Source organism: Campylobacter anatolicus (assembly GCF_018145655.1).
GTDB classification, from domain to species: Bacteria; Campylobacterota; Campylobacteria; order Campylobacterales; family Campylobacteraceae; genus Campylobacter_A; species Campylobacter_A anatolicus.
Genome location: NZ_JAGSSY010000001.1, coordinates 44,363 through 57,422 on the forward strand (window position 1 = coordinate 44,363; position 13,060 = coordinate 57,422).

General features: G+C 36.2%; 11 protein-coding genes. 3 read left to right on the forward strand and 8 right to left on the reverse strand.

Annotation, left to right across the window (positions count from 1 at the left end; genetic code table 11):
- Position 1: 1 nt before the first annotated feature.
- From leuS to yajC, 5 genes are read right to left on the reverse strand one after another with little or no spacing between them, the layout of a single operon-like run.
- Positions 2 to 2,467, reverse strand: coding sequence for a leucine--tRNA ligase (leuS, locus tag KDE13_RS00235; protein ID WP_212142551.1), 2,466 nt, complete (start codon positions 2,465 to 2,467; stop codon positions 2 to 4).
- Positions 2,468 to 2,475: 8 nt separating this feature from the next.
- Positions 2,476 to 2,814, reverse strand: coding sequence for a DUF6394 family protein (locus KDE13_RS00240; protein WP_212140408.1), 339 nt, complete (start codon positions 2,812 to 2,814; stop codon positions 2,476 to 2,478).
- A 9-nt stretch (positions 2,815 to 2,823) separates the two neighbouring features.
- Positions 2,824 to 3,795: a protein translocase subunit SecF gene (gene secF / locus KDE13_RS00245; RefSeq protein ID WP_212142552.1), complete on the reverse strand. Its 972-nt coding sequence runs from the start codon at positions 3,793 to 3,795 to the stop codon at positions 2,824 to 2,826.
- A 2-nt stretch (positions 3,796 to 3,797) separates the two neighbouring features.
- Positions 3,798 to 5,378 (reverse strand): protein translocase subunit SecD, encoded by a 1,581-nt coding sequence (secD, locus tag KDE13_RS00250; protein ID WP_212141829.1) that lies wholly within the window; start codon positions 5,376 to 5,378, stop codon positions 3,798 to 3,800.
- 1 nt (position 5,379) lies between these two features.
- Positions 5,380 to 5,649, reverse strand: coding sequence for a preprotein translocase subunit YajC (yajC, locus tag KDE13_RS00255; RefSeq protein WP_212140405.1), 270 nt, complete (start codon positions 5,647 to 5,649; stop codon positions 5,380 to 5,382).
- Here yajC and KDE13_RS00260 point away from each other — a divergent pair.
- Positions 5,622 to 6,923 (forward strand): apolipoprotein N-acyltransferase, encoded by a 1,302-nt coding sequence (locus tag KDE13_RS00260; RefSeq protein ID WP_212142553.1) that lies wholly within the window; start codon positions 5,622 to 5,624, stop codon positions 6,921 to 6,923. The two genes, yajC and KDE13_RS00260, sit on opposite strands and share 28 nt — an antisense overlap.
- 255 nt (positions 6,924 to 7,178) lie before the next feature.
- Here the strand turns inward: KDE13_RS00260 and metK are convergent, their stop codons facing one another.
- Positions 7,179 to 8,381, reverse strand: coding sequence for a methionine adenosyltransferase (metK, locus tag KDE13_RS00265; RefSeq protein WP_212142554.1), 1,203 nt, complete (start codon positions 8,379 to 8,381; stop codon positions 7,179 to 7,181).
- 151 nt (positions 8,382 to 8,532) lie between these two features.
- Here metK and sstT point away from each other — a divergent pair, with 151 nt between their 5' ends.
- The gene (sstT, locus tag KDE13_RS00270; protein WP_212142555.1) at positions 8,533 to 9,801 is read left to right on the forward strand and encodes a serine/threonine transporter SstT; all 1,269 of its coding nucleotides are present in this window, start codon (positions 8,533 to 8,535) and stop codon (positions 9,799 to 9,801) included.
- A 126-nt stretch (positions 9,802 to 9,927) separates the two neighbouring features.
- Here sstT and KDE13_RS00275 read toward each other — a convergent pair whose 3' ends face one another.
- Entirely contained in the window at positions 9,928 to 10,581 is a 654-nt protein-coding gene (locus KDE13_RS00275) for a GntR family transcriptional regulator (RefSeq protein ID WP_212140401.1), read from the reverse strand.
- A gap of 57 nt (positions 10,582 to 10,638) precedes the next feature.
- A complete protein-coding gene (locus KDE13_RS00280; RefSeq protein ID WP_212141831.1) occupies positions 10,639 to 11,616 on the reverse strand; it encodes an asparaginase in 978 nt (325 codons plus the stop codon).
- A gap of 143 nt (positions 11,617 to 11,759) precedes the next feature.
- Between KDE13_RS00280 and KDE13_RS00285 the strand changes: the two genes are divergently transcribed.
- Positions 11,760 to 13,040, forward strand: a complete 1,281-nt coding sequence (locus tag KDE13_RS00285) for a citrate transporter (RefSeq protein WP_212142556.1) — start codon at positions 11,760 to 11,762, stop codon at positions 13,038 to 13,040.
- Positions 13,041 to 13,060 lie beyond the last annotated feature (20 nt).

Below are 13,060 nucleotides of genomic sequence, written 5' to 3' on the forward strand. Positions count from 1 at the left end.
TTTATCCTTTTATAACTAAATTCACAAGCTTACCTTTGATGTAAATTTCTTTTAAAATTTCTTTGCCTTCTATCCATTTTAACACTTTAGCCTTCGCCTCTTTTATCACATCAGCTTCACTTATATCAGTCGAAATTTCAAACTCTGCACGTTTTTTGCCATTTATGGTTACGGCTAAATTTATACTATCTTTTACAAAGACTTCATCAAGTATCTTTATCCTGCCAAAATTTGCCCTATCAAAAAGCTCATCGCTAAGTTCATTTGCTACATGTGGCACGATAGGTTCAAGTAAATTTAATATGATAAAAAAGCCCTCTTGATTGACCGCTTCATTTTGCTGTGCATTTAAAGCATTTAATGCTTCCATACAAGCAGCGATTAACGTGTTAAATGCAAAAGTATCGTTAAATACTTCATTTGCCTTTTTAAGTGCTTCATATACCTTTAGTCGTGCATATTTTTCATTTTTATCTAAAATTGTGTGATCTATCACTGGAATTTGAGTGCATTTTTGGATAGTCATAGCTTTATCCCAAAGGCGATTTATAAAGCGATACGCCCCCTCAACCGCACTATCATTCCACTCTAGCTCCTTTTGTGGCGGAGCAGCAAACAATATAAACAGCCTGGCTGTATCAGCACCATATCGGTTGATAATCTCATCAGGATCAACTACGTTGCCCTTGCTCTTACTCATTTTTTTACCATCTTTTAACACCATACCCTGAGTAAGTAAATTTGAAAAAGGCTCATCATCACGCAAATATCCAAGATCACGCAATACTTTTTGGAAAAATCTCGCATACAAAAGGTGTAAAATAGCGTGTTCTATACCACCAATGTATTGATCTACGCTCATCCAATAATCCACGCTTTTTTTATCAAGTGCTCTCTCTTGCCATGTTTTCTCATCGCTTGCAAAACGTGCAAAATACCACGAGCTTTCAACGAAGGTATCCATTGTATCAGTCTCACGAATAGCATCATCTCCACATTTTGGACACTTGCAATGTTTCCAAGTTGGGTGCTTATCAAGTGGATTACCCTCGCCAGTAATCTCTACATCATCTGGCAAAGCAATAGGTAAATTTTCATCCTTTTCTGGCACTACACCACAATGCGGACAATGCACAATTGGTATCGGTGCACCCCAGTAACGCTGACGTGATATACCCCAATCACGAAGCTTGAAATTTGTTATACGTTTGCCAAGGTTTCGCTCTTCAAAATACTCTATCATTTTCATCTTAGCTACTTCACTCTCAAGCCCTTCAATAAGAGGTGAGTTTATCGCTATGCCGTATTCGCTCATTGCTTTACTCATATCAGCTTCGCCATCTTTTGGCTTAAGAATTTGAATAATTGGCAAATTAAATTTAGTAGCAAAGTCAAAGTCTCGTTGATCTCCATTTGGTACCGCCATTATCGCTCCGCTACCATAATCAGCTAGAATAAAATTTGCTACCCAAACAGGGATACGTTCATTTGTTAGTGGATGAGTTACGTAAATACCTAAAAATAGACCATCTTTTTCACTAGCTTGTCGCTCTCTTGGGCTTTGGTTAAGTATGGATTTTATCTTTGCTTTTTTTTCATAGTCCAAAATTTCACTCTCAAGCAAAGCCTTAACTATTGGATGTTCTGGTGCAAGTGCAGTATAGCTAACACCGTAAATCGTATCTGGGCGTGTCGTAAAAACTTCAAATCCATCAAATTTATCGTCCAAAGCAGCCTTTGAGCTTTCATCAAGGTAAAATTTAAACTCAAGTCCAAAACTTTTGCATATCCAGTTTTCTTGCATAGTGATGACTTGATTAGGCCATTTGCCGTTTAAGGTATTAAGGTCACTTAAAAGCTCATCCGCATACTGAGTAATCTTAAAATAATATCCAGGTAGTTCACGCTGCACAACTTCGTTTCCACATCTCCAGCAACAACCCTCTTCTACCTGCTCATTTGCAAGGACGGTTTGGTCATGTTCGCACCAATTTACAATGGCACTCTTGCGATACACAAGCCCTTTTTCAAACATCTTTATAAAAAAGCTCTGCTCCCATTTTGTATAAAGCGGATCAGAGGTGGCTAACATCCTCTTTTGCGAAAATGAAAAACCAAGTGAGCTTAGCTCATTTTTCATATAATCAATATTTTCATAAGTCCATTTTTTAGGGTGAATTTTATGATTTATAGCGGCATTTTCAGCAGGCATGCCAAAGCTATCAAAGCCTATAGGATGAAGGACGTTATAGCCGTTTTTTCGGTAGTATCTTGCTAATGCGTCGCCTATTGAGTAGTTTCTAACATGTCCCATATGTATGCGTCCGCTAGGATATGGAAACATACTTAGAATGTATTTTTTAGGCAGATTATAGTCATCTTTTGGCTCAAATTCACCATTTTCTTGCCAAATTTTTTGCCATTTTTTCTCAATTTTTATGGCTTCATATTTTGAGTTTTGTGCCATTTTATCTCCTAAAATTCTTCTTGTGCTTTATTTGACTCTATTAAAACAAGAGCAAGCGAAAAGATATTTGCTATCACCGCACCTATGACAAGCGAATAGCAAAGCGTCATATTACCAGAAACTTGAAGCACTACAAACGCTGGTATCAAGTGCAGATCCGCCACTAAAGAGCTTGCAAAAAGCTCAGCTGCCAATAAATTTTTAACACCTATCTTAAGCAATGTAGAGACTAAATTTATACTAGCAGCAATAAAAAGAGCGATCTCATTTTTATCATACAAAAACTCAACCGCAGTCGTTAGACTCATTAGTGCAAAAAATATGTATATAACTTTTCCCCAGTTCATCGTAACTCCTTATACAACGCCCTTTTCAAACATCGCACGCTCTTTTTCACGCTCTTTTTTAAGCTTTTGTTTTTGTGTCTCATTTGCACGATAATGCTCTACATTAAATTTAAACCATATCAAAAACGGCGATGAGATGTATATCGAACTCACAGTTCCTATCAAAATACCAACAATCAACACAAATGAAAATCCGTGTATCATATCGCCACCAAAGAAAAATAGTACCAAGACAGTCATAAGCGTTGTTCCTGATGTGAGTATCGTACGTGAAAGAGTAGCTGAGACCGACTCATTTATGATACCTACAATATCAGTTCTCTTACTGTCTTTTATACCTTCCCTAATGCGATCAAAGATTATAATAGTATCATTTAAAGAGTAACCAAGCACCGTCAGCACTGCTGCAAGAGTGTCTAAATTTACATCTATTTGGAATAGACTAATTGCACCGATAGTGATAATAATATCATGAATCTCTGTTGCAACCGCGGCAAAAGCAAATCTCCACTCAAACCTAAATGCGATATATATAAGTATTGCACCAAATGAAATAAGAAGTGCCATAAGACCTTTTTGTCGTAACTCATCACCAACCTTTGGACCTACTATATCGACTCGGCGTATTTCAAACGTTCCCGTATCTTTAAGCAACTCAGATACGACTGTGCTAATATCGCTGTTTAAATTTGAGCTTGAGCCAGAAAAACGTACCGTCACCTCATCATCAGAACCAAACTCAGTAACAGAAGCGTTTTTAAGCACTTCATTTGTAGAAAATGCTTCGCGAATTTTATCAAGTGGAGCTTTGCTTTCATATTTTATCTGTATTAAAGTTCCACCGGAAAAGTCAATACCGTAGTTTAACCCCTTTGTTGCAAGTAAAAAGATAGAACCTAAAAATAGAAACAACGATAAAGCGAGTGCTACAAATCGGTATCTCATAAAATCATAGACCATAGCCTTTGTAAAAATTTGCATACCTATCCCCTTTTATAACCAAACCAAAGGCTTGTGTTGCCACTTTTTTCTATCTTATCCATAAGTGTATCAAATATACCATGAGTGCCAAGTATTGCTGTTAACATCGATGCCATTATGCCTATACTCATGGTTACAGCAAAGCCCTTAACCGGACCAGTGCCATACGCATAAAGTACTGCAACGGTTATGATCGTGGTTAAATTTGAATCCACAATCGCACTCATAGCATGTTCGTATCCTTTTTGCACGGCGACTCTCACACTCGATCCTTGTCTTAAAAGCTCACGAATCCGCTCATTTATAATGACATTTGCATCAACTGCCATACCGATAGTTAAGACTATACCCGCCATACCGGGAAGTGTTAGCGTAGCCCCAAACAAAGCCATAACTGCCACAAGTATAAATACGTCAGCTATAAGAGCGATATTTGCCAAAATTCCAGATATACCGTAGTAAATAACCATAAATATCACGAGCAAAATCATCGCCGAGCCAAGTGCCATCATACTTTGATTAATACTCTCAGCACCCAAAGATGGGCCAATGCTACGTTTTTCTAGCATTTTTACAGGAGCAAGCAAGGCACCAGAACGAAGTGCAATAGCCACATCGTGAGCCTCATCAAGCGTAAATCCACCGCTTATCTGACCACTGCCACCGCCGATACGTTCATTTATCACAGGAGCTGAATAAACTTTACCGTCAAGTACGATAGCTAGGCGTTTGCCTACGCTTTCACCTGTAAAATCACCAAAAATTCTAGCACCTTCTGAGTTGAGTGTAAAATTTATAATAGGCTGATTTGTCTGCTGAGAAAATGCAACTTTTGCATCTGTAAGCATAGAGCCATCTAAAACTGGAACATTTTTAAGTGCATACTTTATCCGATCATTTTTAGCATCAGGATATATCACATCGCCGTAGCTCTCGGCATCTGCTGCACTCATCGTGTTGGCTTGATCTTGACGCTTGTCATCGACAGCCATAAGCTGCAAATGTGCCGCCTTTGCTATGAGATCTCTAGCTCTTTGCTCATCTTCTGCCGTCTTTATACCTGGTAGTTCAACTAAAATATTTTCTTTGCCTTGACGAGCAACAGTAGGCTCTGCTAGACCAAACTGGTCAAGCCTATTTCTGATCGTTTCGACAGCTTGAGATATAGCATATTCTATAGTATCAAGACGCTCTTGCTCTGTTAAAGAGATCGAATAAAAAAGCCCATCTTTATGGACATCAAGCCCTTTTATCTCTTTTAGCATCTCATCTATCTTTGGAGCTTCATCGCTATCAAGAATAGTAAAATCAACACTATCTTGTTTTATCTTAAATTTATCAATAAGCACATCCTCTTTTTTAGCATAGTAGCTTATGCTTCCAGCGACAGACTTTATCTTTGAGTGTATCGCCTCTTCAGTCTCAACACCAAGCAACATATGAAGTCCACCTTGCAGGTCAAGTCCAAGTGAAATTTTAGAACCAAACTGCGTCTGCAAAAAGGATGGCGTCGAAAAGCCGACACCAAACACTAAGGCGATTAAAAATATAATCAACCTATACGTTATCCTTGAGCTTTGCATACTATGCTTCTAATTTTTTTGCTACAAATTCACGAGCTATACGAACGATTACATCATCGTTAAGCTTAACTTTGATAAAATCATCTTCGGCTTTTATGACCTCGCAAATAAGTCCGCCGCTTGTTACGATCTTATCGCCTTTTTGCAAGCCAGCAATCATAGCTGTATGGGCTTTTTGCTGTTTTTGTTGTGGTCTAATAACCAAAAAGTAAAATATCGCGAAAAGCACGACAAGGGGTAGAAGTGAAGTTAAGAAGTCTCCGTTTTGCATTGTTTTCCTTAAATTTAAAATTTTTAAGACAATATTTTAGCATTAAAATTATAATAAAAGCCTTTGTCGGTGCTTTTTTATTAGCAAATGTTATATTTTTTAGTCTGATTGATAATATTTTTTTAAATTTTATTTCACCTTTCTTAACTCTAACAGGGATTTTTATTATCATTAATTCAACTCGTGCAAGTTTTTTTGTGGCTGGATTTTTCACTGGTGCATTATGGTTTTATTGGATAAGTTTTAGTTTTATTTATTACGACCTACCTTATCTCGTGCCGCTTGTATTTTTGGTAATCGCATTAATTTATGGAATGCTTTTTTTATTCGCTTCGTTTCCTAGCTTTGTGCCACTTCGGGGTGTCATGCTATTTTTAATAAGCTACGTTCATCCATTTGGTTTTAACTGGTTTAACCTTGAAGCCACACTAGTTTTAGGCGTATTTGACCCAAGCGTAAGAGGACTAGCTTTTATATTTTTAGCTGCAATTTGCCTTAGTTTAAAGTATAAATTTAAATTTATAGCAGCAGTTATCTGTCTGATATGTGCGTTGCAATTTAAAAGCACAGAAGCTAAAATGCTACCATTTGACGTGCAATTAATCAACACAAATATCGCTCAATCATCTCGCTGGGAGCATGAACTAAAAGATAAATTTATAGACGAGAACTTAAATTTAATAACAGGAGCAATAAGTCTAAACAGACGTGCCATCATAATGCCAGAAAGTGCCTTCCCTGCATTTATAGACCATGAGCCAAATTTAATGGCTGAGTTAAAAACACTATCAAAACACATCGTAATAATTGCCGGTGGGCTTGGATATGAAAATAATCAAAGTTACAACTCGGCGTATCTCTTTGATAACGGTAAAATGCGACGACTTGATAAAATGATACTTGTGCCATTTGGTGAAGAGATACCTTTGCCTAAATTTTTAAGTGGCTGGATAAATAGAGTGTTTTTCAGTGGTGCAAGTGATTTTAAAACAGCAAAAGCACCGAGTGATTACGTCATAGATGGCATTAAAATTCGTAATGCGATCTGCTATGAAGCCACTCGCGATGAGATATATGCTGGAGAATTTGATGTGATAATAGCTATTACAAATAACGGCTGGTTCGTGCCATCAACTCAACCAGTTTTACAAAAAATTTTACTAAAATATTTCGCAACAAAATACGGAAAAACGATATATCACAGCGTAAATGGCTCACCTTCAGGGATTATCGTACCTAAAAAAGCGTGGATCAAGCTTGACTCGCTGTTATAAATCTATGATTATTATATCAAAAGAGCTATCTCCGCTTAGCATATAATAATACTAGAGCGACTTTCTTGCCATTGCAAATTTTAAATAGCCTTTTAAAGCACCAATTAATCGCATTATCTTTGCTAAACTTGATCCTATATTTTATCCTTAATCTTTTTAAATTTACAAAGTAATTATATCAAGAACGTAAATTTTAAGAAAATTTAAAACAGAGCAATAGCTATAGCTCTTTTGCTAGTTTTAATATCTATAAATTTATTTTAAAAGTATCTTAAAAATCTCAACACCGTCAAGCTTTTCCCACGGGTATTTAGCATTTCCAACTTGTCCTTTGGCTGCAACTTTGGCGTATAAAAATGTATCTTTGCTTGGCTTATCAAGTCCAAATTTTTGTGTTATCCATCTTGGAGTTAGAGCAAATTTCTCACTTACAAAAGCTGAAAGTTTATCATCATCAATCTTGCTAATGTGTGTACCCATAGTATCAACACTAACAGATGTTGGCTTTGCCATACCAATAGCGTAACTAAGCTGAACTATACATTTTTTAGCAAGCCCTGCTGCGACTATATTTTTAGCGATCCAGCGTGCTGCGTAAAGTCCGCTTCTATCAACTTTTGTATAATCCTTGCTACTTTGAGCTCCGCCACCTATCGGCGAGTATCCGCCAAAGCTATCTACGATGAGCTTACGTCCTGTTAGTCCACTGTCGTGGAGTGAGCTGTGATTGACGTATCTGCCAGTTGGATTGATATAAATTAGTGTTTTTTCTTTATTATATAGCTCTTTTGGAAGTGAGGTTTCATCTATTAAGTTTTGCACTAACGCTCTAAGCTCGACTATATCCATAGTCTCTACACAAGGGACTGAAACGACTATCGTATGTATATTTTGTGGATGACAACTCTCAAAGTTTTCTTTCGTACCATAATCAATAGTAACCTGGGTCTTTATATCAACGCCAAGCTTATCTGGATTTGCTTTAGCAAATTTATAAACCTTATCGCAAAGCATTCTAGCGTATGTGATAGCCGCTGGCATATACTCATTTGCCTCACAACTCGCAAAGCCAAACATAATACCTTGATCGCCAGCACCGATCTCACCGTCAGCCTGATCTACGCCTTGATTTATGTCAGGTGATTGCTGATTTACATAGACTTTAACTTCTATATCATCTGGGTGTAGACACTGCTCTTTAGTAAAATTTGACTTGCCGTTATATCCGATGTGAGCCAACGTGTCTTTAACTATCTTTTCATAGTCCTTAAAAGATAGTTTCACACTCGAGTTTATTTCGCCACCTATTATGATATTTTTACCAGCAACGAACACTTCACTTGCGACCCTACCATTTGGATCTTGCGTAAGTATCGCATCAACGATGCTATCAGAGATGATGTCGGCACACTTATCTGGGTGTCCTGGGCTTACAACCTCAGAAGTAAATAAATACATAAAATTTTCCTTTTTTTATACCATTTTTTTAAAATTAATCTCAAAATTGTAACACGCTATTATAAAATTTAGATTAATCACTGCCAAATTTTATAAATTTTTGATTTTTTTGGTTATACTTCATTAATTAATATTTTAAAAAAGGTTTAAAATGAGTGCTTTTAGTAGTATAGCTAAGCGATATGCCGATGGAAATTTGATAGTTCAAATTTTAATTGGTATAGTTTTAGGTATCGTTGTTGGTTTTTGGGGTCATAGCTCGGTTGTATTTGATGGGGCTAAAAACGTAGTTGAAGGGCAGTTTATCAATAATATGATAAACAGTATAGCCATCCTTGGCGACTTATTTGTAGGTGCGTTAAAGGCGGTCGCTCCTATTTTAGTATTTGTGCTTATTGCGACATCTATCATAACAAAGGAATTTGGTAGTGCAAAAGGTATGCAAAAAATAGTAATACTATATCTTTTTGCTACATTTTTAGCGTCTGCCGTTGGTGTTATATTTAGTTTTATATTTCCAGTTGAAATTGTATTAAAAGATTTAGAACAGGTAAGCATGAGTGCTCCACAAAATGTATTTGCTGTGCTTAAAGATCTTGTGTTTAAGATGGTTCAAAACCCAATTAGTGCGTTAAGCTCGGGCAATTATATCGGTATCATCACTTGGGCTGTCGCTGGTGGTATAGCGATGAGATGTTGCCCAAAAGAGACTAAAAATGTATTTAAAGATATAAGCGATGGCGTTACAAAAATCATTAGATTTATCATTCGTCTAGCTCCATTTGGTATCTTTGGTATAGTTACGATAAATATTTATACAACAGGTTTTGAGGCACTTATGGGCTATGCCAAGTTGGTAGTTATCCTAGTTGCCGCTATGCTAACCGTTGCATTTGTAGCCTACCCGCTAATAGCATTTTTAGTTACAAAGAAAAATCCATATCCACTTGTAATGGCATGCTTAAAAGAGAGTGCAATAACTGCGTTTTTCACAAGAAGTTCAGCCGCAAACATACCTGTAAATATGGCACTTTGTAAAAAACTTGGTCTAAAAGAGGAGCTTTACTCTATTTCAATCCCACTTGGTGCGACTATAAATATGGGTGGGGCAGCCGTTGTTATTAGTATCATGGCATTAACCGCAGTAAATTCACTTGAATACATCACAGTTGATTTTGCTGATGCTCTGCTTCTTAGCTTTGTGGCTGCACTTGGTGCATGTGGTGCATCTGGTGTGCCCGGTGGTTCACTACTACTTATCCCTCTTGCTTGTGCATTATTTGGTATAAATAATGATATAGCGATGCAAGTTGTTTCTGTTGGCTTTATAATAGGCGTAATTCAAGATTCGGTAGAGACTGCAATAAATAGCTCATCTGACGTACTTTTTACCGCTGTGGTATCTGAGACGATGGAATAAAAAGGATATAAATACAAATTTTAGGGTAACTTTACCCTAAAATTTATTTTTATCTAATTGATAATAAAGCCAGTTGATTATAGTTTTAGTATTTCGTTTGTATTTGTATATTATTTGAACAAAATTTTATACTACATTTTTTATAACGTCTTCTAAGATATCTCTTGTTTGATCCGTATGTTCAACACTAAGTTTTATTAGCTTTGGTAAATCCCTTTCCATACAAGCTTCAAGTATCGCACGATGTGCAATGTTTGAAAGAGCAATATGATCATGTTTATAAATTAACGAGAGAGAAACATATGACATAGCTGCTGTCTTTAAGCCTTCAACAATGCTAAAAAGTCTACTATTAATCTCACTTTTCCAAAAACAATTATGAAATTTATCATTTAGTATAGCCCATTCATTTACATCTGTACAATTTTCTATCTTTTCTTGTATGGCATAAGCCTCATCTAAAAACTTCTGCTCAAAATTTTTAAAACCATTTTCTATAAGTATTGGCTCTAATAAAATTCTCAAATCATAAATTTCTTTTGCATCCTTGTAGCAAAGCTCTCTTACTATAGCACCTTTATAGGAGTCAAAACTCACAAGCCCTTCAGCCGTCAAAAGCTTTAATGCCTCCCTTACTGGCGTTTGACTAACACCAAAATTAGCCGAAATTTCATTTTGTCTAAGTCGCTCTTTTGATTTTATTTTGCCACTTAAAATATCTTTTCTTAATTCATTTGCAATAAACTCGGTCGTTGTGATGGGTCTATTTGGGCTATTCATATCTTAATAATACCTTTTTTGCATACATTATACTATAAATAGCCCAAAATAAAAATTTTAAAATTTAGCAAATTCTTGCTTAATAGCATCTCTTGAAGCACCGCTACTTAACAATACAATAAGCAAAAGTCTAGCTTTTAATGAAGAGAGCCAACCAGACATCACACAACCGCATTCTTGTAGCTCTATCTCTGATCCTTTATATCCATATGTTTTAACTGCACATCTACCGCTACTAGTTCTTGAGGCAATAACAATTGGTTTTGTAAATTTTTTGATCTCATCCATCATATCGTAAGATACATGTCCAGCCCCAAAACCACTTATAACCATACCTTCAAAGTCTGAATTTTGTATAAATTTTATCATTTCACCTTCGTTTTCAAGATAACTTTCAATAATGGCAACCTTTGCGATCTTATCTTTTGGCACTTTATAGATCGTCCGCTCAATCGGTGCCGATATATAATGTATATCATTCTCTGCAATAATTCCTTGTATGCCACCATTAACAGATACAAATGTTTGAAGAGAAAAAGTATCACTTTTATGAGCCCATTTTGCACTATGGACTGTATCATTTAAAACAACCAAAACACCCCTGTTTCTACTTTGCTCGTTTAAAACTGTTAATACACTTGCATAAATATTACCAGCACCATCTGAACTAATATTATCTGGATTTCTCATCGCACCTGTTATAACCAAAGGATTTGGCTCATCCCATATTAAATTTAAAAAAAATGCACTCTCTTCAAGTGTATCAGTGCCTTGTGTTATAATAACACCAATAGCCCCTTGTGCGACCTGTGCTTTTGCCCAATTATACACTTCAATCAGATCTTTTATCTTTATGCTTCCGCTTGGGATAGCCAATATAGTCCTAGCATTAAACTCTGCCATATTCGTAAGAACCGGTACAGCACCAATAAGATCAGCTGCACTAAAACTAGGCTTTACACCACCGCTACCGCCATTTGCACTCATACAGATAGTCCCTCCAAGTGCACCAACGGAAATTTTTGGCTTAGACATAACATTTCTCCTTAGCTTAAAATTTAAAAAATTATAACACACTTTATAATTTTTTTATAATTATACATTAAATATTATATATAATATATTAAAAATATTGTATAATACACAAAATATAAAATTTTTTATATTGGAGGTATAAAATGTTAGTAGCTGCACAATGTGTTATGGTTTTAACACTTTTATTAATGATAAGCGGTAAAACTCCGTTATACACAACGGCAATAGTTGGCTCAGCCATAAGTGCACTTGTGGCGGGCTTACCCATTATAGGCCCAAAAGATACGATATCGCTTACATCTTTAATTAATAGTGGTCTAAACCCCGTTATTGCTGATATGACAGGTATCTTGATGTTTATCGGAGTTATGCAAGCAAGTGGTTTTATGGATAGCATTATTCGTGCTATCGTAAGACTTGGTAATAAGCTTGGCGGAGGTGGAGGCGTAGCCGTTGCTGGCGGTGTGACAGCTGGTGTTATAGGTATGTTAACAGGCTTTACGCAACCAGCCATAACTGCTGTGATTACAGGAACGGCATCTATGAAACTTGGAGTTGATCCGCACAGATCAGCAGGTATCCATGGACACGCTGGAATACTTGGTAATTATGGTGGTTTTACTCATCCAACACAAGTTGCGGTCATAGCAGTTACAAATATCGGTTTTGGCATTATAAACGTCATTGGCGTTTTAGTAAGTTTATCGGTTTTTGCTTGTGCGTTTTTTAGATTAAAAAAGCAACAAAAACAAGAAGGAGTACAAATTCTAAAAGATGATATTGAAAAAATAGTAAAAGAATTTGAATATAATGAAAAAAGCATACCTACTTTTAAAGCATTTTTACCATTTTTAATGCTTTTTATGGGATTTATATTGGGTTATCCAGTATTTATTGTAGGTGTTGCAAGTGCCATATTTACCATACTTCTCTCAACGATAAATTTTAAAAATGGCGAACAGCATATGCTTGAAGGAGTAAGTAAAATAGCAATTCCATTAGTCGCCACTATTGGATTTTTGTTTATGAGTGCGACAATAAAACAAATCGGACTAGCAAAAGTTATTGCCGATATTTTTACGCCAATGCTAACATACGCACCACTTCAAACAATGCTTATCGTTTCAGCTTTGGCTGGGCTTATAACACAAAGTAATGCCGCATCAGTTGCAATAACTATACCATTTTTACAAGCTGCTCTTGCATTAGGTACTGCCGATCCTTTGCCACTTGCAGTTATGGCTGCTGGTGGAAGTGCAATGCTGCAATATTATTTAACAGGTGGTCCAGTCGCGGCTCTTGCAACCGTAATACCGGTCATCTCTGGCTCTAATCTTGTTAAAGCAAATAAATTTCAAAGACCAAATATGCTCTTTGGTTTAGTTGTATTGTTTGTATTATCTATCGTATTTATGTTTTTATAGTATAAAAGGTCTGGTAAAAC

Coding starts and splice junctions, on each gene's coding strand:
- leuS (WP_212142551.1), bottom strand. CDS start 2,467: ATGGCACAAAACTCAAAATATGAAGCCATAAAAATTGAGAAAAAATGG.
- metK (WP_212142554.1), bottom strand. CDS start 8,381: ATGTATTTATTTACTTCTGAGGTTGTAAGCCCAGGACACCCAGATAAG.
- KDE13_RS00240 (WP_212140408.1), bottom strand. CDS start 2,814: ATGAACTGGGGAAAAGTTATATACATATTTTTTGCACTAATGAGTCTA.
- KDE13_RS00280 (WP_212141831.1), bottom strand. CDS start 11,616: ATGTCTAAGCCAAAAATTTCCGTTGGTGCACTTGGAGGGACTATCTGT.
- yajC (WP_212140405.1), bottom strand. CDS start 5,649: ATGCAAAACGGAGACTTCTTAACTTCACTTCTACCCCTTGTCGTGCTT.
- KDE13_RS00275 (WP_212140401.1), bottom strand. CDS start 10,581: ATGAATAGCCCAAATAGACCCATCACAACGACCGAGTTTATTGCAAAT.
- sstT (WP_212142555.1), top strand. CDS start 8,533: ATGAGTGCTTTTAGTAGTATAGCTAAGCGATATGCCGATGGAAATTTG.
- secD (WP_212141829.1), bottom strand. CDS start 5,378: ATGCAAAGCTCAAGGATAACGTATAGGTTGATTATATTTTTAATCGCC.
- KDE13_RS00285 (WP_212142556.1), top strand. CDS start 11,760: ATGTTAGTAGCTGCACAATGTGTTATGGTTTTAACACTTTTATTAATG.
- secF (WP_212142552.1), bottom strand. CDS start 3,795: ATGCAAATTTTTACAAAGGCTATGGTCTATGATTTTATGAGATACCGA.